General features: G+C 70.6%; 18 protein-coding genes, 1 tRNA gene and 1 other RNA gene. 10 read left to right on the top strand and 10 right to left on the bottom strand.

The genetic code is table 11. The features are described 5' to 3' along the window. Positions 1-56: 56 nt before the first annotated feature. On the top strand, positions 57-1,565 hold the full coding sequence (locus ACFWGP_RS03905) for a 2-oxo acid dehydrogenase subunit E2 (RefSeq protein ID WP_376930162.1): 1,509 nt from the start codon (positions 57-59) through the stop codon (positions 1,563-1,565). Here the strand turns inward: ACFWGP_RS03905 and ACFWGP_RS03900 are convergent. Beyond that, positions 1,562-3,169, bottom strand: coding sequence for a hypothetical protein (locus tag ACFWGP_RS03900; protein ID WP_376930161.1), 1,608 nt, complete (start codon positions 3,167-3,169; stop codon positions 1,562-1,564). The genes ACFWGP_RS03905 and ACFWGP_RS03900 overlap by 4 nt on opposite strands. A 135-nt stretch (positions 3,170-3,304) precedes the next feature. Here ACFWGP_RS03900 and lipB point away from each other — a divergent pair, with 135 nt between their 5' ends. The 3 genes from lipB (at position 3,305) to ACFWGP_RS03885 (ending at position 5,744) form a co-directional block, all read left to right on the top strand. Beyond that, the gene (lipB, locus tag ACFWGP_RS03895; RefSeq protein WP_231431085.1) at positions 3,305-3,946 is read left to right on the top strand and encodes a lipoyl(octanoyl) transferase LipB; all 642 of its coding nucleotides are present in this window, start codon (positions 3,305-3,307) and stop codon (positions 3,944-3,946) included. Then, complete coding sequence (lipA, locus tag ACFWGP_RS03890; RefSeq protein WP_376930160.1) at positions 3,943-4,932, top strand: lipoyl synthase; 990 nt, start codon at positions 3,943-3,945, stop codon at positions 4,930-4,932. Before lipB ends, lipA begins: the two co-directional genes overlap by 4 nt. Before the next feature lie 98 nt (positions 4,933-5,030). Further along, positions 5,031-5,744 carry a DUF4191 domain-containing protein gene (locus ACFWGP_RS03885; protein WP_376930159.1) on the top strand — a complete coding sequence of 238 codons (714 nt, stop codon included), beginning with the start codon at positions 5,031-5,033 and terminating at the stop codon, positions 5,742-5,744. Positions 5,745-5,825: 81 nt separating this feature from the next. Here ACFWGP_RS03885 and ACFWGP_RS03880 read toward each other — a convergent pair whose 3' ends face one another. Then, positions 5,826-6,260, bottom strand: a complete 435-nt coding sequence (locus ACFWGP_RS03880) for an RDD family protein (RefSeq protein WP_376930158.1) — start codon at positions 6,258-6,260, stop codon at positions 5,826-5,828. 135 nt (positions 6,261-6,395) lie between these two features. Here ACFWGP_RS03880 and glnA (ACFWGP_RS03875) point away from each other — a divergent pair, with 135 nt between their 5' ends. Continuing rightward, positions 6,396-7,820: a type I glutamate--ammonia ligase gene (glnA, locus tag ACFWGP_RS03875; RefSeq protein ID WP_231431089.1), complete on the top strand. Its 1,425-nt coding sequence runs from the start codon at positions 6,396-6,398 to the stop codon at positions 7,818-7,820. 135 nt (positions 7,821-7,955) lie between these two features. On the opposite strand, the gene ACFWGP_RS03870 is transcribed toward glnA (ACFWGP_RS03875), so the two are convergent. Both ACFWGP_RS03870 and glnA (ACFWGP_RS03865) read right to left on the bottom strand, forming a co-directional pair. Then, positions 7,956-10,970 carry a bifunctional [glutamine synthetase] adenylyltransferase/[glutamine synthetase]-adenylyl-L-tyrosine phosphorylase gene (locus ACFWGP_RS03870; protein WP_275505834.1) on the bottom strand — a complete coding sequence of 1,005 codons (3,015 nt, stop codon included), beginning with the start codon at positions 10,968-10,970 and terminating at the stop codon, positions 7,956-7,958. A gap of 7 nt (positions 10,971-10,977) precedes the next feature. Beyond that, positions 10,978-12,315 (bottom strand): type I glutamate--ammonia ligase, encoded by a 1,338-nt coding sequence (gene glnA / locus ACFWGP_RS03865; protein ID WP_231431091.1) that lies wholly within the window; start codon positions 12,313-12,315, stop codon positions 10,978-10,980. Between the two features lie 99 nt (positions 12,316-12,414). On the opposite strand from glnA (ACFWGP_RS03865), the gene panB reads away from it, so the two are divergent. Then, positions 12,415-13,323, top strand: coding sequence for a 3-methyl-2-oxobutanoate hydroxymethyltransferase (gene panB / locus ACFWGP_RS03860; RefSeq protein WP_231431092.1), 909 nt, complete (start codon positions 12,415-12,417; stop codon positions 13,321-13,323). Between the two features lie 8 nt (positions 13,324-13,331). Here the strand turns inward: panB and ACFWGP_RS03855 are convergent, their stop codons facing one another. Continuing rightward, positions 13,332-13,517: an SPOR domain-containing protein gene (locus ACFWGP_RS03855; protein ID WP_231431093.1), complete on the bottom strand. Its 186-nt coding sequence runs from the start codon at positions 13,515-13,517 to the stop codon at positions 13,332-13,334. An 11-nt stretch (positions 13,518-13,528) separates the two neighbouring features. On the opposite strand from ACFWGP_RS03855, the gene map reads away from it, so the two are divergent. Together map and ppgK are read left to right on the top strand one after the other, a co-directional pair. After that, entirely contained in the window at positions 13,529-14,392 is an 864-nt protein-coding gene (gene map, locus ACFWGP_RS03850; protein ID WP_231431094.1) for a type I methionyl aminopeptidase, read from the top strand. 49 nt (positions 14,393-14,441) lie between these two features. Continuing rightward, positions 14,442-15,194 (top strand): polyphosphate--glucose phosphotransferase, encoded by a 753-nt coding sequence (gene ppgK, locus ACFWGP_RS03845; protein ID WP_231431095.1) that lies wholly within the window; start codon positions 14,442-14,444, stop codon positions 15,192-15,194. Positions 15,195-15,261: 67 nt separating this feature from the next. Here ppgK and rnpB read toward each other — a convergent pair. The 5 genes from rnpB to ACFWGP_RS03820 form a co-directional block, all read right to left on the bottom strand. Then, an RNA gene (rnpB, locus tag ACFWGP_RS03840) (RNase P RNA component class A) lies at positions 15,262-15,639 on the bottom strand. A 20-nt stretch (positions 15,640-15,659) separates the two neighbouring features. Then, positions 15,660-16,397, bottom strand: a complete 738-nt coding sequence (locus ACFWGP_RS03835; protein WP_231431096.1) for a zinc ribbon domain-containing protein — start codon at positions 16,395-16,397, stop codon at positions 15,660-15,662. A 37-nt stretch (positions 16,398-16,434) separates the two neighbouring features. After that, positions 16,435-17,253 carry a Nif3-like dinuclear metal center hexameric protein gene (locus tag ACFWGP_RS03830; RefSeq protein ID WP_376930157.1) on the bottom strand — a complete coding sequence of 273 codons (819 nt, stop codon included), beginning with the start codon at positions 17,251-17,253 and terminating at the stop codon, positions 16,435-16,437. Position 17,254: 1 nt separating this feature from the next. Continuing rightward, positions 17,255-17,327: transfer RNA gene (locus ACFWGP_RS03825), tRNA-Val, on the bottom strand. Between the two features lie 64 nt (positions 17,328-17,391). Beyond that, positions 17,392-17,862: a peroxiredoxin gene (locus ACFWGP_RS03820; RefSeq protein WP_231431098.1), complete on the bottom strand. Its 471-nt coding sequence runs from the start codon at positions 17,860-17,862 to the stop codon at positions 17,392-17,394. Positions 17,863-18,023: 161 nt separating this feature from the next. On the opposite strand from ACFWGP_RS03820, the gene aceE reads away from it, so the two are divergent. Then, the gene (aceE, locus tag ACFWGP_RS03815; RefSeq protein ID WP_376930156.1) at positions 18,024-20,750 is read left to right on the top strand and encodes a pyruvate dehydrogenase (acetyl-transferring), homodimeric type; all 2,727 of its coding nucleotides are present in this window, start codon (positions 18,024-18,026) and stop codon (positions 20,748-20,750) included. A 10-nt stretch (positions 20,751-20,760) separates the two neighbouring features. Further along, positions 20,761-21,969, top strand: a complete 1,209-nt coding sequence (locus tag ACFWGP_RS03810) for a CdaR family transcriptional regulator (RefSeq protein WP_231431100.1) — start codon at positions 20,761-20,763, stop codon at positions 21,967-21,969. Positions 21,970-22,047 lie beyond the last annotated feature (78 nt).

Below are 22,047 nucleotides of genomic sequence, written 5' to 3'. Positions count from 1 at the left end.
ACCCCACGACTGCAATAAGCTAGAACGCGTTCCCACGCTGTGAAGGAGACAAGCGCATGAGCGAATCCGTCAGCCTCCCGGCACTCGGCGAGAGTGTCACTGAGGGCACGGTCACCCGCTGGCTGAAGAATGTCGGCGACCGTGTCGAGGTCGACGAGCCGCTGCTCGAGGTCTCGACCGACAAGGTCGACACCGAGATCCCGTCGCCCGTGGCGGGTGTCATCGAGGCGATCCTCGTCCAGGAGGACGAGACCGTCGAGGTCGGCACCGCGCTCGTCACGATCGGTGACGGTTCGGGCGCTGCGGCGCCCGAGGCCGCTCCCGCGCCGGCCGAGGCTCCCGCCGCGCCCGAGGCTCCCGCCGCCGCACCCGAGCCGGTCGCCGCACCGCCGGCCGCCGAGCCCGCCGCTCCTGCGGCACCGGCCGCTCCGGTGGCACCTGCCGAGGTGCCGGCTGCGGCGCCCGCCGCTCCGGCAGCGCCCGCTGCTCCGGCGGCTCCGCCAGCCGTTCCGGCAGCGACGCCTGCCGCTGCGGCGCCTGCTGCTCCGGCTCCGGCCGCACCGGCCGCTGCTCCCGCTGCCGCACCCGCCGCGCCGGCTGCTGCTCCCGCTGCCGCGCCGGCTGCACCCGCTGCACCGGCCACTGCTCCCGCCTCCGGCGCGCACGCGGGTCCGTCGGGCTACGTCACGCCGATCGTCCGCAAGCTCGCGAACGAGCAGGGCGTCGACCTCGCGAACGTCACCGGCACGGGCGTCGGCGGTCGCATCCGCAAGCAGGACGTCATCTCGGCGCAGACGGCTCCGGCCGCGGCGGCCGCCGCGCCGGCACGTCAGCCGCTCGAGACCTCACCGCTCCGCGGCACGACCGTTCCGATGACGCGCCTGCGCAAGGTCGTCGCCGAGCGGGCCGTCGTCTCGATGACCTCGACCGCGCAGCTCACCACCGTCGTCGAGGTGGACGTGACCCGCATCGCGCGCCTGCGTGATCGCGTCAAGGGCGAGTTCCTCGCGAAGACCGGCAACAAGCTGTCGTTCCTGCCCTTCTTCGGCCTCGCCGCGGCGGAGGCGCTCAAGGCGTACCCGATCATCAACTCCACGGTCGACGGCGACAGCATCGTCTACCCGGCCCAGGAGAACATGAGCATCGCGGTCGACACGGAGCGCGGCCTGCTCACCCCGGTCATCCGCAACGCGGGTGAGCTCGACATCGCAGGTCTCGCCGCCCAGATCGCCGATCTCGCCGAGCGGACCCGCAACAACCAGCTGAAGCCCGACGAGCTCGCCGGCGGCACGTTCACGCTCACGAACACCGGTTCGCGTGGTGCGCTGTTCGACACGCCGGTCGTCTTCCTCCCGCAGTCGGCCATCCTCGGCACGGGTGTCGTCGTCAAGCGCCCCGTCGTGGTCAGCCAGGACGGCGCGGACGCGATCGCCGTGCGTTCGATGGTGTACCTCGCACTGTCGTACGACCACCGCATCATCGACGGCGCCGACGCCGCCCGCTTCCTGACGGCAGTCAAGGACCGTCTCGAGGAGGGCGCGTTCGAGGCCGACCTCGGCATCTAGTCGAACAGTTCCCGCAGTCGCCAACCGGCCTCGCCCCTCATCACGAGGAGCGAGGCCGGTTCGCGTTGTGGGTCGGCGTACGGGAGCTCGAGCAGCACGGCGTCGCCCATTTCGGCGCTCACGGAGAGTTGGTCGAGCGCGAAGCCGGGAACCTCCGGCACCTCGCCCTCGCGTGCCCGGGCGAGTGCCTCCCGGTCGGAGCGATCGAGCGCCGAGCCCGGCTGGTCGACCTGGTCGAGGCAGCCCGCGTCGATCGCGGCCAGGCACTCCTGCCGGCGCGTCATCAGCGCCACCGCCGCCGCCACCGGATCGACGAGGGCGTCTCCCTCCTCGGCGGCCGGCCCGTCGGAGTCCCGCTCGGTGCCGTGCGCCTCGTCAGCGCCGCCGGTCCCGCCCGTCGGCACTGCGGCCCGGCGCGCTTCGGTTCGGCCGGACGACGCGCTGTCGGTCGCGGTGAGCGTCTCGCGATCCGCGCCGCCGGCCTCCGCCGCCGGCGGCACGAGGGTCAGCAGCACCACGAGCGCCGCTCCGCCGGCGGCGGCACCGACCACCAGTGGGCGGCGCCGGCCCGCGATGAGTTCCCGCCATCTCCGTCGGGCGGCACCGGCACGGTCGGCGTCGGCCGAGCGCGCCACCCGCTCCACCGCCGGTATCGGCAGCTGCGCGAGCTCGCCGAGCGTGGCACGCCATCCACGCGCCCGGCTTCCAGCGGGGCGTTGCCGTTCGCGCGTCGCCTGCGACGTGACCGGGCCCGCCGTCGACATCATCGGTCCAGACGGCGACGGAGCGATCCGCGTCGGCAACGACCCTCGAGCCGCCGCGCCGACGTTCGTTCGCACGGGTGCGGCAGTGGCCGCGGCGAACAGCGCACGCTCGATCTCGCCTTCGGTGCGGGCGAACGGCCGGGACTCCGCCCCGGACCGTGCGATCGCAGCCGCGCGCTCGAACACTGCCGGTTGTCGCGTCGATCGCGCCACCTCCTCGATCAGAGCGGCCAGTCGCCGGTGGCTCTCGCGCAACAGCTCCGTGCGGGCGACGGCGGCGCCGGCGGCGTCGAGCGAACGCACGGCCCCGAGGCCGACGAGACGCGGCCTCCCGGTCTCGTCGATCATGACGTCGCTCGTCGCCATCCGCGTGTGCACGAATCCCGCGTCGGCGAGACCCGCCGCAGCCGCGACGAGCGGAGCGAGGATCGTGGTCGCCTCCCCCGGATCGAGCAGCCGTTCGCCGAGGAGATGCGCGAGCGTCGGCCCGGCGATGCGGTCGAGCACGAGGACGCGCCGGCGATCATCGAGCACGGCGACGTCGACGAGCGTCGGCAGCGTGCCCGAGGCATCCGCCCCCATCACCGCGATCTCGGTGCCGATCTGATCGTCGTCGACCCCATCGCGGTACACCTTCACGGCGACCGGCCTGCGAGCCGTCGCACCGTCGGCACCTGCCGGCGACCCTGCACCGTCGACGGCGTCGACCGCGAGGTGCACCTCGGATCGATCCCCGGTCGCGACGCGGCGAAGCAGCCGGTAGCCGGCGACCCGACCGTCACCTGCCGCGGCGCCGTCGCTCGGCACGGGCGCGCCCTGCGCCCTGGTGGCCGCCGTCACGGCCGCGCTTCTCGCTTCACGTCTCATCCCGGCAGTCTCCACGGAGCTCGTGGCGCACGCGATCGAGCCGACGGATCGGATGCCCCGATGCGGCACCGCCACGGTTGGGGAGGACGAGTCGCCTAGACTGGCCGAATGCTCGACATCGTCGTCACGGGGCTAAGCGCCAACTCCGTGCCGTACATCGAGGGTCTCGACCTTCAGCGCGCCGTCCATCGCGCGGTCGTCGCGGGCGAACGCCCCGACACCGTCCTCCTCCTGGAGCACCCCTCCGTCTACACTGCCGGGAAGCGAACCGCTCCCGACGAACGGCCGACCGACGGGACACCCGTCATCGACGTCGACCGCGGCGGCAAGATCACCTGGCACGGTCCCGGCCAGCTCGTGGGGTATCCGATCATCCACCTCGCCGAGCCGGTCGACGTCGTCGGCTACGTGCGCCGACTCGAGGGCGTCCTCATCGACGTCCTCCAGGAGCTCGGCGTCGACGGACGCCGAGTCGACGGACGCTCCGGCGTCTGGGTCGGGTCGCCCGGGCTCGAGAACAAGATCGCCGCGATCGGCATCCGTGTCGCCGAGGGCGTCACGATGCACGGCTTCGCCCTCAACTGCTCGAACTCGCTCGAGCCGTACGAGCGGATCGTCGCCTGCGGAATCCGCGACGCCGGCGTGACCACGATCAGTCGCGAGCTCGGCCGCACGGTGACGCCCGCCGACCTGGTCGACGCCGTGGGCGCACGTCTGCGCGACGAGTTCGAGGAGGCGCTGGCCGCATGACCACCGCACCCGAGGGGCGCAGGATGCTGCGCCTCGAAGTCCGCAACGCCCAGACGCCGATCGAACGCAAGCCCGAGTGGATCAAGACCCGGGCGAAGATGGGTCCCGAATACCGCGCGCTGCAGTCGCTCGTGAAGAGCGAGGAACTGCACACGGTCTGCCAGGAGGCCGGCTGCCCCAACATCTACGAGTGCTGGGAGGACCGCGAGGCCACCTTCCTCATCGGCGGCTCGCAATGCACGCGGCGCTGCGACTTCTGCCAGATCGACACCGGCAAGCCGGCCGACTTCGACTCCGACGAGCCGCGCCGCGTCGGAGAGTCGGTCGTGCGAATGCAGCTGCGCTACTCGACCGTCACGGGCGTCGCCCGCGACGACCTGCCCGACGGCGGAGCCTGGCTCTACGCCGAGACGATCCGCGAGATCCACCGGCAGTCCCCCGGCACCGGTGTCGAGATCCTCGTGCCCGATTTCAACGGCGAGCCCGAGCTGCTGCAGCAGGTCTTCGGCGCAGAGCCCGAGGTGTTCGCGCACAACGTCGAGACGGTGCCGCGCATCTTCAAGCGCATCCGCCCGGCGTTCCGCTACGAGCGCTCGCTCGACGTGATCACGCAGGGACGCGACGCAGGGCTCATCACGAAGTCCAACCTCATCCTCGGCATGGGCGAGGAGCGGTCAGAGATCACGCAGGCGCTGCACGACCTCCACGACGCCGGCACCGACATCATCACGGTCACGCAGTATCTGCGGCCGAGCCCGCGCCATCTGCCGGTCGCGCGCTGGGTGCGTCCGGAGGAGTTCCTCGAGATCAAGGCGGAAGCGGAGGAGATCGGTTTCCTCGGCGTGCTCTCGGGGCCGCTCGTGCGCTCGTCGTACCGCGCCGGACGGCTGTGGGCGCAGTCGATGCACGCGAAGGGCCGAGCACTCCCGCCCGGCCTCGCCCACCTCGCCGACACGTCGCTCGGCTTCGCCCAGGCCGTCGGCTGATCGACCGGTCGGCCCGACGACCTCGTCTTCGTCTGGGGCCGCTCGCTCCGCGCCCATCGCGGTCCGAGCGGCCTCCGGCCGCCGGTATCCTAGACACCATGGCACGCACGAAGGACGCATCGAAGGCTCAGAAGGAGCCGGGCCGGCTCAAGCAGATGTGGCAGGTCTTCCAGATGACCCGCCGCTACGACCCGACCGCGCAGTGGCTGATGCTCCTCGCGTTCCTCGTGCCGGTGCTCGCGGGCCTCGCGCTCGCCCTCTGGCTGAGCGAGGGCAATGGCTTCACGATCGCCCTCTGGATCGTCGCCGGCGTGCTCGCCGGCCTTCTGCTCGCACTCGTCGTCCTCGGCCGGCGTGCCGAGCGTGCCGCCTATGCCCAGATCGACGGGCAGCCGGGTGCCGTCGGCGCCGTGCTGCGCAGCGGCCTGCGCGGTGCATGGGTCGGCAACGAGATGCCGGTCGCCGTCAACGGCAAGACGCAGGACGCGGTGTACCGCGCGGTCGGCCGCGGCGGGGTCGCGCTCATCAGCGAAGGGCCGGCCACGCGCACGAAGCGCATGCTCGACGACGAGCAGCGCAAGGTCTCCCGCGTGCTGCCGAACGTGCCGATCACGCTCATCTCCGTCGGCCATGACGAGGGATCGATCGAGCTCTACAAGCTTCCGTCGACGTTGCGCAAGACCAAGAAGGCGCTCACGAAGCCCGAGGTGCTCGCCGTCACGAACCGCCTGAACTCGCTGCAGACGTCGCTGCCGATTCCCAAGGGCATCGACCCGATGAAGGTTCGGCCCCAGCGCGGCAAGATGCGCTGAGCGCACACGCCGACCACGCGGCATCCGCTTCACGAAGCGGGTGCCGCTCCGTCGTTCACGGGCCGGATGGCTCGGAGCCGGTCACGCCCGGATGAGCACCGTTCCCGCGACCTTGTCGTGGAAGCCGCGCTGGTCGGAGTCCCACACGAGCGCCGGCACGACGATGAGGAGCAGGGCCGTGCGGACGACGGGCCGCCAGAGGCCGATCCAGCCGCCCTCGAGCGGGACGACGTGCATGCCGAGGAGCCGGTGCCCGATGCTCCCGCCGATCGTCGGGATGAACACGATCTGCAGGACGGCGAAGACGAGCGGCGTCACCCACGTGTACGCAACGGATTCGTACGGCGTGAAGAGCAGCGAGATGAGCATCGCGCTGGCCCAGTCGATGAAGATCGCCGCGATCCGACGGCCCGCCCGGCCGACCGACCCCCTCCCCTCTGCGGGGAGCCCGAGTCGTTCGCCGGGCCAGCGGCTGGGTTCGAGATCTCCGAAGGTCTGGGGTTTCGCGTCGGGCACCCCACGAGTCTACCGATCGGGCATGGGCGTAACATGGCCGAAACATTCCGGTCACGGTCGGGAAACGGCGTGCGGATACCGTCGCCGTTGGCTGTGCAAGTCCATCCGTTCCACCCGCCCCCTGGAGATCATCACATGTTCAGTGATTCGTCCGAAGTGCTCAAGTTCATCAAAGAGACCGATGTCAAGTTCCTCGACATCCGGTTCACCGACCTGCCCGGCGTGCAGCAGCACTTCAACATCCCGGCCTCCACGGTCGACGAGGAGTTCTTCACCGTCGGGCAGCTGTTCGACGGCTCCTCGATCCGCGGGTTCGCGAACATCCACGAGTCCGACATGCAGCTCATCCCCGACGTGTCGACCGCGTACATCGACGCGTTCCGCGCCGAGCGCACGCTGGTCATGGTGTTCGACATCTACAACCCCCGCAACGGTGAGATCTACGCGAAGGACCCGCGCCAGGTCGCGAAGAAGGCCGAGAAGTACCTCGCCTCGACCGGCATCGCCGACACGGCCTTCTTCGCCCCCGAGGCGGAGTTCTACATCTTCGACGACGTGCGCTACGAGGTGAACCAGCACTCGAGCTTCTACTCGGTCGACTCCGAGGAGGGCGCCTGGAACTCGGGCCGTGCCGAAGAGGGCGGTAACCTCGGCAACAAGACCCCCTACAAGGGCGGCTACTTCCCGGTCTCCCCCGTCGACAAGCAGGCCGACCTGCGCGACGACATCTGCCTGAAGCTCATCGACGCCGGGCTGATTCTCGAGCGTTCGCACCACGAGGTCGGCACGGGCGGCCAGGCCGAGATCAACTACCGCTTCGACACGATGGTGCACGCGGCCGACGACATCCTGAAGTTCAAGTACATCGTCAAGAACACCGCCGAGCAGTGGGGCAAGACGGCGACGTTCATGCCGAAGCCCCTCTTCGGCGACAACGGCTCGGGCATGCACACCCACCAGTCGCTCTGGAACGACGGCAAGCCGCTCTTCTACGACGAGGCCGGCTACGGCGGCCTCAGCGACATCGCGCGCTGGTACATCGGTGGCCTCCTCAAGCACGCCCCCGCTGTGCTCGCCTTCACGAACCCGACGGTGAACTCGTACCACCGCCTCGTCCCGGGCTTCGAGGCCCCGGTCAACCTCGTCTACTCGGCGGGCAACCGCTCGGCGTCGATCCGCATCCCGATCACGGGCACCAACCCCAAAGCGAAGCGCATCGAGTTCCGCGCGCCGGATGCCTCGGGCAACCCGTACCTCGCGTTCGCCGCGCAGCTCATGGCCGGCCTCGACGGCATCAAGAACCGCATCGAGCCGCACGAGCCGGTCGACAAGGACCTCTACGAGCTCCCGCCCGAGGAGGCCAAGGCCATTCCCCAGGTGCCGGGATCGCTCGGCGAGGCGCTGGCCGCGCTCGAGGCCGACCACGACTTCCTCCTCGAGGGCGGGGTGTTCACGAAGGAGCTCATCGAGACCTGGATCGACTACAAGCGCGAGAAGGAGCTCAAGCCCCTCGCGCAGCGGCCGCACCCGTTCGAGTTCGAGCTTTACTACGGCGTCTGATCACCCGCAGCCCCCTGCTGCCAACGAAGGGCCGTCCCGCGCAAGCGGGGCGGCCCTTCTCGTGCATTCCGACCCCGAGGAAGCCGTTCGGATTCCACGTGGCGGGCGTGCGATCGCACGGCGCTGCTCGCGTCGTCAGACGGTCGGTTCGCGCTTCGGCTCGAGGCCGTAGAAGCCCCGTTCGAACACCGCACGAGACCGCCGGGTGAGTTGCAGGTAGTCGTGCTCGAGTTGCGTCGCCGAGCCCGCCGGGTAGCCCATGATGCGGGCGACGCCCTCGAGCTGCGAACGTTCGACGGGCAGCACGTCGGTCGTCTTGTCGAGCCAGAGGGTGAGCGCCGAGCGGGCCCGCGAGGCGAACACCCACGCCGCCCGGAGCGTCTCGGCATCGGCACGATCGATGAGTCCCGCCTCGGTCGAGGCGTCGAGCGCGCGGAGCGTCGACGTCGTGCGCAACGACGCGATCTCCGCGCCGTGCTGCAGCTGCACGAGCTGCACGAACCACTCGACGTCGGAGATCGAGCCGCGGCCGAGCTTCAGGTGGCGGGTCGGGTCGGCCCCCTGCGGAAGCCGTTCGTTCTCGACGCGCGCCTTGATGCGCTTGACCTCGCGGACCTCCTGCTCACCGATCTCGCTCGGATAGCGGACGGTGTCGGCGAGCTCGGTGAAGTCGTCGATCAGTGCGCGGTCGCCGGCGACGCCACGCGCCCGCAGGAGCGCCTGCGCCTCCCACGTGAGCGACCAGCGCGAGTAGTAGGCGCGGTAGGCGTCGAGCGATCGGGCGACGACGCCGTTGCGCCCCTCGGGCCGGAGGTCGGCATCGAGCTCGAACGGCAGCCGCGCATCCTCTGAGAGTCGCACGAGCTCGCTCACGATGCGCAGCGCGCGGGAATGCGCTGCATCGGGCTCTGCGCCCTGAGCGCGATACACGTAGATGATGTCGGCATCGGAGCCGATGCCGAGCTCCCGGCCGCCGAAGCGGCCCATGCCGATCACCGCGAACTCGATGCCGTCGGACTCGCCGCCCCGTATCGCCGCGACAAGCGCGGCGATGTGGTTCTCGGTGAGATCGGTGAGCCCGTGCCCGAGCTCTTCGACGGTCGTGACGTCGAGGATGCCGGCCAACGCGAGGCGCAGCATCTCGCGGCGCCGGATGGCGCGGAAGATCTTCGCCGCGTCGTCGGACTCGCCGTGACGTCGGAGCACGGCGCGCGTCTCGTCCTGGAGTGCGGCGAGCGAGCGGGGTCGAAGCTCCTCGAGGTCCTCGAGCCAGGCGACCGCCTCGGGTGTGCGCTCGAGGAGTTCGGCGGCATAGCGCGACCCCGACAGGACTCGGGTGAGCCGAAGCGCCGCGTCGGACGAGTCGCGCAGCAGCCGAAGGTACCAGTGCGTCGTCCCGAGCGTGTCGCTCAGGCGGCGGAAGGAGAGGAGCCCGAAATCGGGATCGGTCCCCTCAGCGAACCACGAGATGAGCACGGGCATCAGGTGTCGCTGGATCGTCGCCCGCCGCGAGAGGCCCGACGTCAGCGCGGCGATGTGCGCCAGCGCACCGCGAGGATCGCGGAACCCGATGGCGGCGAGCCTCGCCTCCGCCTGCGCACTGGTGAGCTCGAGGCCCGACGCGGGCAGCGCGGCCACCGCCGACAGCAGCGGCCGGTAGAAGAGGCGCTGGTGGAGACCGCGCACCCGCTGCCGCGTCGACTGCCAGACGCGGGTCAGCTCGGCGGCGTCGCGTCCGAGCCCAGACGCCCGAGCGAGGATGCGCAGGCTGTCGGCGTCTCGCGGCATCAGGTGCGTTCGTCGAAGGCGTTCGAGCTGCAGCCGATGCTCGAGCACGCGGAGCACCCGGTAGTCGCGGGAGAACTCCCCCGCCTCCTCGCGACCGACGTATCCTGCCTCGGCGAGGGCCGTGAGGGCGAGCAGGGTGCCGCCCTGCCGGATCGAATCATCGGTCGCGCCGTGCACGAGCTGCAGCAGCTGCACGGTGAACTCGATGTCGCGCAGGCCACCTGGACCGAGCTTCAACTGGACATCCACCTCGTCGGCCGGGATGTGCTCGGTGACCCGCTCGCGCATGCGCTGCACCGACTCGACGAAGCCCTCCCGGCTCGAGCTCGACCACACCATCGGCTCGACGCCGGCCGTGTATCGGCCGCCGAGTTCGAGGTCCCCCGCGAGCGGGCGCGCCTTCAGCAGCGCCTGGAACTCCCAGCTCTTCGCCCAGCGCTCGTAGTACTGGAGGTGCGAGTCGAGCGTGCGTACGAGCGCCCCGTCCTTGCCCTCCGGGCGCAGGTTCGGATCGACCTCCCACAGCGGCGGCTCGATGCCGGGCTCGCCGATCAATCGCATGGTCACCATCGCGAGACGCGTCGCGATCTCGACGGCGCGCGGAGTCGACACCGCCTGCTCGTCAGCGGATTCGGCGACGAAGATGACATCGACATCGCTCACGTAGTTCAGCTCGCGGGCGCCGGCCTTGCCCATGCCGATGACGGCGAGCCGCGTCGCCGCGACCTCCGCCGCGGGATACCGGCCGGGCGCGGCGGGGGCGCCCTCGTCGCGCGCGACGATCCGGCGTGCACCGGCGAGGGCGGCGTCCAGGGCGGCGCCGGCGAGGTCGGCGAGCCCCGCCGAGACGGACTCGACGACGTCGACCGCGTCGTGCCGGGTGAGGTCGTAGACGGCCACGCCGGCGAGCAGCCGGCGATATCGCACGCGGATCGCCGCAGCCAGCGCGTCGGGATCGTCGACGCGCTCGGGCGCGAGTCCGTCGACCGCTGCGAGCAGCGAGGATCGCGCCTCGGTGCTCGTGGGCGGCGGCGCCGGCACCGCCTGCAGCAGCGCGATCTCGGCGGGATGGCGGTTCAGGAAGTCGGCGAGACCCCGCGATGCGCCCACCAGTCGGGCGAGCCGCTCGGCCGCCGCGGGTTCGTCGAGCACCGCGGCGACCTCCGCAGGCGCCCGGTCGTGCAGGCGGCGGAACTCGATCAGCGCCGAGTCGGGGTCGGCCGCTGCGCCCAGCGCCGCGAGGAGCGCCTCGCCATCGACCCCGGTCGCCGCCGCGAGCTCCCCGAGGCGCGTCGACGCCCGGTCGAGGTCGTCGAAGCCGGCACGTGCGAGTCGGCCGAGCGTCGGCGCCTGTCGAGACATCCGGCGGTCAGAGGATCTCGAGATTGCGGTGCAGCTCGAAAGGCGTGACCTGCGAGCGGTAGTCGCGCCACTCGGCCCGCTTGTTCGCGAGCACGTAGTTGTAGACCTGCTCGCCGAGCGTCTCGGCGACGAGTTCGGAACCCTCCATGTACTCGATCGCGTGATCGAGGCTCGCCGGCAGCGGATGGTAGCCGAGCGCGCGGCGCTCGCTGTCGGTGAGCGCCCACACGTCGTCCTCCGCCTCGGACGGCAGCTCGTAGCCCTCCTCGATGCCCTTCATGCCGGCTGCGAGCAGCAGGGAGAAGGCGAGGTACGGGTTCGCCGCCGAGTCGATCGCGCGATACTCGACTCGCGCGCTCTGACCCTTGTTCGGCTTGTAGAGCGGAACGCGCACGAGCGCCGAGCGGTTGTTGTGGCCCCAGCAGATGAAGCTCGGTGCCTCGTCGCCGCCCCACAGCCGCTTGTAGGAGTTCACGAACTGGTTCGTCACGGCCGAGATCTCGTTCGCGTGGCGCAGCAGGCCGGCGATGAACTGACGACCGATCTTCGACAGCTGGTACTGCGCGCCGGGCTCGTAGAACGCGTTCGTGTCGCCCTCGAAGAGCGACAGGTGCGTGTGCATGCCCGATCCGGGGTACTGCGAGAAGGGCTTCGGCATGAACGTCGCGTAGACGCCCTGCTCGATCGCGACCTCCTTGACGACGGTGCGGAACGTCATGATGTTGTCGGCCGTCGTGAGGGCGTCGGCATAGCGGAGGTCGATCTCGTTCTGGCCGGGGCCCGCCTCGTGGTGGCTGAACTCGACCGAGATGCCGAGGTCTTCGAGCATGCGCACCGAGCGGCGGCGGAAGTCGTGCGCCGTGCCGCCGGGGACGTTGTCGAAGTACCCGGCCGAGTCGACGGGGATCGGCCCCTCGTCGCCGAACTTCGACGAGCGCAGCAGGTAGAACTCGATCTCGGGATGCGTGTAGAAGGTGAACCCGCGATCGGCGGCGCGCTCGAGGGTGCGCTTCAGCACGTTGCGCGGGTCGGCGACTGCCGGCTCGCCGTCGGGCGTGGTGATGTCGCAGAACATGCGACCGGTCGGGTCCACATCGCCCCGCCAGGGCAGCGTCTGGAACGTCGACGGGTCGGGGTAGGCCAGCAGGTCGGACTCGTACGTGCGGCTCAGGCCCTCGATCGCCGAGCCGTCGAACCCGATGCCCTCGGTGAACGCACCCTCGACCTCGGCCGGTGCGATCGCGACCGACTTCAGGGTGCCGACGACGTCGGTGAACCAGAGCCTGACGAACTTGACCCCCCGCTCCTCGATCGTGCGAAGAACGAAGTCGCGCTGCTTATCCATCCACACCCTCTCTCGCAGATCCCAGCGTACCGGCACCGGCCGCCGCAGGGCGGCCTCGCGGCAGCCGATCGGGCTCGGCCGATGTGCGAGGATTGCGGCATGTCAGGCGAGCCCCAGACCTCAGCATCCGACACCTCCGCCCCGACCGGCGCGGCCTCCGACGCCACGGCGGAGCTGAACCCCTACGGCGGCGCCTCCGCGACCGGCGGTCCGAAGCGGGTGCGCACCCGCCACTTCCAGAACGCGAAGCGCAACGGCATCAAGATCACCGGGCTCACGAGCTACGACCAGCTCACGGCGCACATCTTCGACGAGGCGGGCATCGACTTCCTGCTCGTCGGCGACTCGGCCGGCAACAACGTGCTCGGCTACGAGACGACGCTTCCGGTCAAGGTCGACGACCTCATCCCGCTGACGCGCGCCGTCGCCGGGGCGGTCAAGCGGGCCTTCGTGATCGCCGACATGCCGTTCGGCTCGTACGAGAACGGCCCCGAGGACGCACTGCACACCGCCGTGCGATTCATGAAGGAGACCGGGGCGCACGCCGTCAAGCTCGAGGGCGGGGAGCGCAGCGCCAAGCAGATCCGGCGCATCGTGAACGCCGGCATCCCGGTGATGGCGCACATCGGCTACACCCCGCAGAGCGAGCACGGGCTCGGCGGCCACGTCATCCAGGGGCGCGGCGAGGGCCTCGACCAGCTGCTCGCAGACGCCCGGGCCGTGCAGGATGCCGGCGCGTTCGCCGTCGTGCTCGAGATGGTGCCGGCCGAAGCGGCCCGCCAGGTCACCGAGCTCCTCGACATCCCGACCATCAGCGTCGGCGCCGGTCCGCACACCGACGGCCAGCTGCTCGTCTGGACCGACTGGGCCGGCCTCACCACCGGCCGGGTGCCGCGGTTCGTCAAGAAGTATGCGGATCTCGCCGGCGTGCTCAGTGCGGCGGCCAACGAGTGGCGCGCCGACGTCGAGTCGGGGGCGTATCCGACCGCGGAGCACTCGTTCGAGTGACCCGCTGATCAGTCGTCGGCCGCGTCCTCCTCGGCCCACTTCGCACTGTTCGCGCGAAGGATCTCGAGCGCCCGCTCGGCCTCTTCCCGCGTCTCGAAGGGGCCGACCCGGTCGACCGACTGCGAGACGAACCCCTGTTCGACCGCACCGGTCTTGAGGTTGTACCAGAACATGTGCTCGACGTCCTCGGTCATAGGCTGATCCTATGCCCAAAGACGCCGCCGGCCACCTGATCCCCGGACGACTCTCACCGGCGCGCGCCGTGCCCGCCGGCATCGCCCGGCCCGAGTACGTGGGCCGTCGTGCACCCGCCCCGAACCCGGGCGGCGACCGGTACGCACCCGACGAGGTCGAGCGCATCCGGGCCGCCGGCCGCATCGCGGCCGGCGCGATCGAGGAGGCCGCGGCGGCCATCCGCCCGGGCGTCACGACCGACGAGCTCGACCGCATCGTGCACGAGTACGTCACAGGCCACGGGGCGTACCCGTCGACCCTCGGCTACCGCGGCTATCCGAAGTCGAGCTGCACCTCGGTCAACGAGGTCATCTGCCACGGCATCCCCGACGACACCGTGCTCGTCGACGGCGATCTCGTGAACCTCGACGTCACCGCCTTCCTCGACGGCATGCACGGCGACCTCAACCACACGTTCCTCGTCGGCGACGCCGGCGAGGAGGCCGCGCTGCTCGTCGATCGCACGCGCGAGGCACTCGCACGAGGCATCCGCGCCGTCGCGCCCGGCCGTCAGGTGAACGTGATCGGGCGCGCGATCGAGGCGTATGCCAGGCGTTTCGGCTACGGCGTCGTGCGCGACTACACGGGGCACGGGGTGGGCCGGGCGTTCCATACCGGGCTCGTGATCCCCCACTTCGACGACCCGAGCGCGACGACGGTCATCGAGGAGGGCATGGTGTTCACCATCGAGCCGATGCTCACGCTCGGCACCGTCGAATGGGATGTCTGGGCCGACGATTGGACGGTCGTCACCCGCGACCGTTCCCTCACCGCCCAGTTCGAGCACACGCTCGTCGTCACCGACCGCGGCGCCGAGATCCTCACCCTCCCGTGACGCATCCGGCCTGAGCGTTCGCCGCACGGCACCGCGATAGTGTGAGCGCATGGCCACGGAACTCGCGATCGGCATCGACATCGGCGGCACGGGTATCAAGGGAGCAGTCGTCGACCTCGGCGAGGGCACCCTCGTCTCCGACCGCATCAAGGTCAAGACGCCCGAGGGCGGCCGTCCCGCCGACATCCTGACCGCGACCACCGAGCTGCTCGACCGGCTCTCGGCCGACTTCGACGAGTCGCTGCCGCTCGGCGTCTGCTTCCCGGCGATCGTCAAGCGCGGTCGCACCCTGTCGGCTGCGAACATCTCGCGCGAGTGGATCGGACTGCCTGCCGAGGAGCTCTTCGAGGAGACCTTCGGCCGCGAGATCCACTTCATCAACGACGCGGATGCCGCCGGCTACGCCGAGTCGCGCTACGGTGCGGCGGTCGACGCCGATGGGCTCGTCATCCTCACGACGCTCGGAACGGGCATCGGGTCCGCGTTCCTCTACGACGGCGTGCTGGTTCCGAACACCGAACTCGGGCACATCGAGCTCGACGGCACCGAGGCCGAGAAGCGCGCGGCGTACTCCGCGATGGAGCGCGAGTCGCTCGACTGGGCGTCGTGGGCCGCCCGCCTGCAGCGGTTCTACGCGCACATCGAGTTCATCTTCTCGCCCGACCTGTTCGTCGTCGGCGGCGGCGTGTCGAAGCACCACGAGCAGTTCCTGCCTCTGCTCGACCTGAAGACGCCGATCGTACCCGCCCGCCACCGCAACAACGCCGGCATCATCGGGGCCGCGTCGCTCGCGGCGAAATGACCGTGTGGTGCAACGCCGCCCGCGATCGCCGGCGCGATCACCGGAGTCGGCGCCACGCCTCGTGGTGCGAGCGGGCCGGCTGATACGCCGGGTTCTGTTCACCGCGAGCCTTGCGTCTCGCGGCTGGACGGCCATCTCTCTCGGGGCCACGTCGCCGTGACCCTCCAGCGGTCTACCCGGGAACGGGACGGGCAGCCCCATGGTTCCCTGTCTGACCTTGCTCCGGACGAGGTTTACCGAGCCGGCCGGGTCACCCCGGCCGCTGGTGGGCTCTTACCCCACCGTTTCACCCTTACCGCCCGCTCGCGCGGGAGGCGGTCTGCTTTCTGTGGCACTGTCTCGCGGGTCGCCCCGGGTGGGTGTTACCCACCGTCCTGCCCTGTGGAGCCCGGACGTTCCTCGGCGCACGGGGTGAACCGTGCGACGCGACCGTCTTGCCGACCCACTCGCCCCTGAAGTCTACCGTCAGAGCCCCGACTCGTCGGTGCGCACGAGGATGCGGTCGCACTCGGGGCACTGCACGACGTCGTCGGGCGCGGACCGACGCACCGACTCGAGGTCGGAGCCCGTGAGCGTCATCGTGCACCCGCCGCAGGTGCGCTGGCGCAGGAGGGCCGCGCCGACGCCGGCGCCGCGCGTGCGACGCTGCTCGTAGAAGGCGAGGAGTTCGGCGGGGACGCCCGACGCGACGACCTCCCGATCGCGCTCGGCCTGCTCGCGCTCGACGGTGATGCCGCCCGCTGCGGCATCGCGCTCGGCCTCGAGCTCGGCGACCTCGGATTCGATGGCGGCGCGCTGCAGGTCGATGCTCGAGACGACGACCTCGGCCTCCTCGACCCGCTCCATCACGACGAGCTCCTGGTCTTCGAGGTCGCCGCGCCGCTTGGCGAGGGAGGCGAGCTCCGCCTCGAGCGCCTGCACGTCCTTCACCGACGAGGTGTGCTGCAGCCGGTCCGAGTCGCGGGCGATACGGGCCTCGACGACGGCGACATCGGACTCGAGCCGGGCGAGCTCCGTCTTCGCGTCCTCGAGCGTGCCGATCGCCTCAGCACGGGTGCCGCGCACCGCCGTCTCGCGCTTGGCGAGCTCGGCGAGCTGCGCGGTCTGCGGCAGGACGCCGAGCCGGTGCGCGAGCTGCTGGATGCGGGTGTCGATCGACTGGAGCCGCAGCAGTTCCTGCTGGTCGGCGGGCGTGGCCTTCACGTGGTGCTCCTCGCGGGGGTCTGGGCTGGACTCGTCATCATTGCACGACCTGGAAGTCCCATGGGTCGGTGCGCAGCTCGCTCACGACGATCTCGAGCCCCGGCAGGGCCGCGCGCAGCTCGGCGGCGGCGACGTCCAGCCAGAGCCACTCGCTCGCCCAGTGCGAGACGTCGACGAGCGCGGGTCCGCCGCCGAGCGCGGCCTGCTCGCGCGCCTCGGAGGCGGGATGGTGGCGCAGGTCGGCGGTGACGTAGACGTCGGCCGCACGTACCGCAGGGTGCCCGAGCAGCGAATCGCCGGCCCCGCCGCAGACCGCGACCGTCTCGACCGGGTCGTCGAATCCGCCGGCAGCACGCACGCCGGTCGCGGTCGCCGGGAGGAGCTCGGCGATGCGTTGCGCGAGACGGCCGAGCGTGGTCGGCTCGGTCAGGCGACCGACCCGGCCGAGCCCCGTGTCACCGTCGTCGGATGCCTCGATCGGGCGCTGCTCGGCGAGGCCGAGCCGATCGGCAAGCACTGCGCTCGTGCCGGTCGCGACGACGTCCGCGTTCGTGTGCGCCGCGAGCAGGGCGCAGTCGGCGCGGATGAGCCGGGCGAGCAGCGCGCCCTTGTAGCGGTCCTCTGCGACCGTCGTGACGCCCCGCAGCAGCAGCGGATGGTGCGCGATCAGCAGGTCGGCGCCGGAGGCCACGGCTTCGTCGACCGTCGCGGCGACCGCGTCGACGGCCAGCAGCACCCGCCGCACGGGCGCGTCGAGAGCGCCGGAGACGAGCCCCGAGGCATCCCACGCCTCGGTGCCGGCCGCGGGCCAGAGGCGTTCTGTGACGGCGAGCACATCGGCGAGGACCAGCGACATGTGGGCCCTGCCGGGCTCGAACCGACGACATCCACGGTGTAAACGTGGCGCTCTACCAACTGAGCTAAAGGCCCTCGCGCCGCACGCGGCGCAGGCTCATCGTATCCGAGCGGCCGGGCGGCGCGGCATCCCGCCGGGTCAGGCGGCCCTTCGCAGCGAAGCGAGCGCCTCGCGGTACCGCTCGAGCGGACGCGCCTCGCCCTTCGGCGTGGCGAAACTGTCGACCACCACGCCGTCGTCGTCGATGAGGAAGGTCGCGCGTGCCGCGACGCCGTGCTCGGCGTCGAACGCGCCGTACGCCGCGGCGACCTCGCCGTGCGGCCAGAAGTCGGCGAGCAGGCGGAACCCGTAGCCCTGCGCCTCGCTCCACGCCCGGAGCGTGTGCTTGGAGTCGACCGACACGCCGATGAGCTCGACCGACTCGTCGGCGAACATCGCGAAGTTGTCGCGCAGCTCGCACAGCTCGCCCTGGCAGATGCCCGAGAAGGCCAGAGGGAAGAACACGAGCACGACCGGTCGCCGGCCGCGGAAGTCGGCGAGCCGCACGGTCTGCCCGTGCTGGTCGACGAGGTCGAAGTCGGGCGCGACGGCACCAGGGGCGAGGATCATGGACGGGGACCTCCGATCGGAACGGCCCATCATCGTACCGCCCCCGATTCCCGACGAGACTCATTAGGATGGCGGGGTGCCATGCGACCGCGAGGCGGTCAGCCTCGGCGTGCGCACGTCCACACCACGCAGGTGATCCCTGCAGAGAAGAGAGGTCGAGTGTGACTGTCAACGACCAGGATCCTTACTCGGTCGAGGCGATGGACTCGGATCCCGAGGAGACGAACGAATGGGCGGAGTCGCTCGACTCGCTCGTCGCCGAGAAGGGCCACCAGCGGGCGCGTGAGATCATGCTCAGCCTGCTGAAGCGCTCGAAGGAGCTGCACCTCGGCGTGCCGATGGTGCCCACCACCGACTACCTGAACACGATCGCGCCCGAGAACGAGCCGGAGTTCCCGGGCGACGAGGAGACCGAGCGCCGCTATCGCGCGTGGATCCGCTGGAACGCCGCCATGCTCGTGCACCGCGCGCAGCGTCCCGGCATCGGCGTCGGCGGGCACATCTCGACCTACGCGTCGAGCGCCGCCCTGTACGAGGTCGGCTTCAACCACTTCTTCCGCGGGCAGGACCACCCCGGCGGCGGCGACCAGGTCTTCTACCAGGGTCACGCCTCCCCCGGCATGTACGCACGCGCGTTCCTCGAGGGCCGTCTCTCGAGCGACCAGCTCGACGGCTTCCGCCAGGAGAAGTCGCACGCCCCGAACGGCCTCTCGAGCTACCCGCACCCGCGGCTCATGCCCGAGTTCTGGCAGTTCCCGACCGTGTCGATGGGTCTCGGCCCGATCAACGCGATCTACCAGGCGCAGCTCAACAAGTACCTCACCAACCGCGGCATCAAGGACGCCTCCGACCAGCACGTCTGGGCGTTCCTGGGCGACGGCGAGATGGACGAGGTCGAGAGCCGCGGCCAGCTCCAGGTCGCCGCGAACGAGGGCCTCGACAACCTCACGTTCGTCATCAACTGCAACCTCCAGCGGCTCGACGGCCCGGTGCGCGGCAACGGCAAGATCATCCAGGAGCTCGAGAGCTTCTTCCGCGGTGCGGGCTGGAACGTGATCAAGGTCATCTGGGGTCGCGAGTGGGACTCGCTGCTCGCGAACGACCACGAGGGCGCGCTCCGCAACCTCATGAACGTCACCCCCGACGGCGACTACCAGACGTACAAGGCCGAGTCGGGCGCCTACGTGCGGGAGAACTTCTTCGGCCGCGACCCCCGCGCCCTCGAGCTCGTGAAAGACCTGAGCGACGACGAGATCTGGGGCCTCAAGCGCGGCGGCCACGACTACCGCAAGGTGTACGCGGCGTTCAAGGCCGCGGTCGAGCACAAGGGCCAGCCCACCGTCATCCTCGCGAAGACCATCAAGGGCTACGGACTCGGTCCCGCCTTCGAGGGTCGCAACGCGACCCACCAGATGAAGAAGATGACGCTGGACAACCTGAAGACGTTCCGCGACTCGATGCGCATCCCGATCACGGACGCGCAGCTCGAGGAGAACCCCTACCTGCCGCCGTACTACAACCCGGGTGAGACCGACCCGGCGATCCAGTACCTGCACGAGCGGCGTCGCGCACTCGGCGGCTACACGCCCGAGCGCCGCGCGAAGTACACGCAGATCACGTTGCCCGACGAGTCGGCCTACGCGATCGCGAAGAAGGGCTCGGGCACGCAGGAGATCGCGACGACCATGGCGTTCGTGCGACTCCTGAAGGACCTGATCCGCTCGAAGGACTTCGGCCACCGCATCGTGCCGATCATCCCCGACGAGGCGCGCACCTTCGGCATCGACGCGTTCTTCCCGACCGCGAAGATCTACAACCCGAACGGCCAGCACTACACGTCGGTCGACCGCGAGCTGCTGCTGGCGTACAAGGAGAGCCCGCAGGGGCAGATCGTGCACGTCGGCATCAACGAGGCCGGCGCACTCGCCGCGTTCACCAACGTGGGCACGTCGTACTCGACGCAGGGCGAGCCGCTGATCCCGATCTACGTGTTCTACTCGATGTTCGGGTTCCAGCGCACGGGCGACGCGATGTGGGCCGCCGGCGACCAGATGGCGCGCGGCTTCATCATCGGCGCGACCGCCGGTCGCACGACGCTCACGGGTGAAGGCCTCCAGCACGCCGACGGTCACTCGCCGCTCCTCGCAGCGACGAACCCCGCGGTCGTCTCGTACGACCCCGCGTACGGCTACGAGATCGGGCACATCATGCGTTCGGGCCTCGAGCGCATGTACGGCGGCCAGCACGCCGACCCGAACGTCATGTACTACCTCACGGTGTACAACGAGCCGATCGTGCAGCCGGCCGAGCCCGAGGGCGTCGACGTCGACGGCATCGTCCGCGGCATCCACCGCCTCTCGGAGTCCGGTGCCGCCGGCCCGAAGGCCCAGCTGCTCGCCTCGGGTGTCGCCGTGCCGTGGATCCTCGAGGCGCAGCAGCTCCTCGCGGACGACTGGGGCGTGTCGGCGGACATCTGGAGCGTGACCAGCTGGTCCGAGCTCCGCCGTAACGGCGTCGCCGCCGACGAGCACAACTTCCTCAACCCCGACGCCGAGCGGCAGGTCCCGTACCTGACGCAGAAGCTCGGCGGGGCGCAGGGTCCGTTCGTGGCCGTCTCCGACTACGCGCACGCGGTGCCCGACCAGATCCGCGCCTACGTGCCCGGTCAGTACGCGACGCTCGGCGCAGACGACTTCGGCTTCTCCGACACGCGCGCGGCGGCCCGTCGCTTCTTCAAGATCGACGGCCCGTCGGTCGTCGTGCGCACACTCGAGCTGCTCGCCGACCGAGGCGAGGTCGACCGCTCGTTGCCGGCCCAGGCGATCGAGAAGTACCGGTTGCACGACGTGAACGCCGGTACGACCGGATCGGCCGGCGGCGAGAGCTAGCGGGCGCGAGGTGGCGACGAGGCCGAAGACGAAGGCGGAGACGCTCGCGTGGTTGCGCACCATCGCGGGTGAGCTCGCGACTGCGACGCTCAAGCGACTCGAGGACACGTTGCCGTGGTACGGCGACATGCCCCCGAGCCGCCGTTCCGCTGTCGGCCTCGTCGCCCAAGCCGGCATCTCGTCGTTCATCGCGTGGTTCGACGACCCCCGGTCGACGCCCTGGATCGCCGCCGACGTGTTCGGCGCCGCGCCGCGGGAGCTCCTGCGGTCGGTGAGCCTGCAGCAGACGCTGCAACTCATCCGGGTGACGGTCGAGGTCGTCGAGGAACGGGTGAAGGACGGCGGCGAGCCGCTCCGCGAGGCGATCCTGCTGTACTCGCGTGAGATCGCGTTCGCGGCAGCCGACGTCTACGCCCGCGCCGCCGAGGCGCGCGGCCTGTGGGACGCCCGGCTCGAGGCCCTCGTCGTCGATTCCATCCTCTCCGGCGAGTCCGACGACGAGCTTCCGAGCCGCATCGCCGCCCTCGGCTGGCACGGGCACGGCGAGGTGGCCGTGCTCGTCGGCACGGCGCCGAAGCAGCTCGACGTCGACCACGTGCGCCGCGCCGCCCGGCACATGCACGCCGACGTGCTCATCGGCGTGCAGGGCAATCGCCTCGTACTCGTGATCGGCCGGGCCGACCCCCTCTCCCCCGACGGCGAGGAGTCGATCGGCACCTCGCCCGCCCTCACGTTCATGGAGATCGCGGCGCAGCTCGAGCCGCACTTCGGTCCCGGCCATCTCGTGCTCGGGCACGCCGTGCCGAACCTCGTCGACGCGTCGAAGAGCGCGAAGGCGGCGCTCGCCGGGTTCGCGGTGGCCCGGTCGTGGCGGCACGCGCCGCGACCCGTGCACGCCGACGACCTGCTGCCCGAGCGCGCGCTCGCGGGCGACCCGCTCGCGCGTGCGACGCTCGTCCACCGCATCTACCGCCCCCTGCAGGCGCACTCGACCGAGCTGCTGACGACGCTCTGGAGCTACCTCGACAACGGCCGGTCGCTCGAGGCGACCGCCCGGGAGCTCTTCGTGCACCCCAACACGGTGAGGTACCGGCTGAAGCGCGTCTCCGACGTCATCGGCTGGGATGCCACGGGCGCACGCGAGGCGCTCATCCTCCAGTCGGCGCTCATCATCGGATCGATGAGCGACCACGAGCACGCCCCGCGACGACCATCCTGAACCGGCCCAAGCATGGCCGTGGCATCGCGACGCTGTGCAGTCGATACAACGGTTGTGCGAAGAGCTTGTGGCGTGTGC

The sequence above is a fragment of the Agromyces sp. NPDC127015 genome (assembly GCF_042725165.1).
GTDB classification, from domain to species: Bacteria; Actinomycetota; Actinomycetes; order Actinomycetales; family Microbacteriaceae; genus Agromyces; species Agromyces chromiiresistens.
Note: the sequence above shows the minus strand (reverse complement) of the source record. Positions and strands in the feature narration are given on the sequence as shown.

What these genes read in the sequence shown, in the direction of transcription:
- ACFWGP_RS03905 (WP_376930162.1), top strand. Translation starts at nt 57, where the DNA reads ATGAGCGAATCCGTCAGCCTCCCGGCACTCGGCGAGAGTGTCACTGAG.
- panB (WP_231431092.1), top strand. Translation starts at nt 12,415, where the DNA reads ATGTCAGGCGAGCCCCAGACCTCAGCATCCGACACCTCCGCCCCGACC.
- ACFWGP_RS03820 (WP_231431098.1), bottom strand. Translation starts at nt 17,862, where the DNA reads ATGATCCTCGCCCCTGGTGCCGTCGCGCCCGACTTCGACCTCGTCGAC.
- ACFWGP_RS03830 (WP_376930157.1), bottom strand. Translation starts at nt 17,253, where the DNA reads ATGTCGCTGGTCCTCGCCGATGTGCTCGCCGTCACAGAACGCCTCTGG.
- ppgK (WP_231431095.1), top strand. Translation starts at nt 14,442, where the DNA reads ATGGCCACGGAACTCGCGATCGGCATCGACATCGGCGGCACGGGTATC.
- ACFWGP_RS03870 (WP_275505834.1), bottom strand. Translation starts at nt 10,970, where the DNA reads ATGTCTCGACAGGCGCCGACGCTCGGCCGACTCGCACGTGCCGGCTTC.
- ACFWGP_RS03855 (WP_231431093.1), bottom strand. Translation starts at nt 13,517, where the DNA reads ATGACCGAGGACGTCGAGCACATGTTCTGGTACAACCTCAAGACCGGT.
- lipA (WP_376930160.1), top strand. Translation starts at nt 3,943, where the DNA reads ATGACCACCGCACCCGAGGGGCGCAGGATGCTGCGCCTCGAAGTCCGC.
- glnA (WP_231431091.1), bottom strand. Translation starts at nt 12,315, where the DNA reads ATGGATAAGCAGCGCGACTTCGTTCTTCGCACGATCGAGGAGCGGGGG.
- lipB (WP_231431085.1), top strand. Translation starts at nt 3,305, where the DNA reads ATGCTCGACATCGTCGTCACGGGGCTAAGCGCCAACTCCGTGCCGTAC.
- ACFWGP_RS03885 (WP_376930159.1), top strand. Translation starts at nt 5,031, where the DNA reads ATGGCACGCACGAAGGACGCATCGAAGGCTCAGAAGGAGCCGGGCCGG.
- glnA (WP_231431089.1), top strand. Translation starts at nt 6,396, where the DNA reads ATGTTCAGTGATTCGTCCGAAGTGCTCAAGTTCATCAAAGAGACCGAT.
- map (WP_231431094.1), top strand. Translation starts at nt 13,529, where the DNA reads ATGCCCAAAGACGCCGCCGGCCACCTGATCCCCGGACGACTCTCACCG.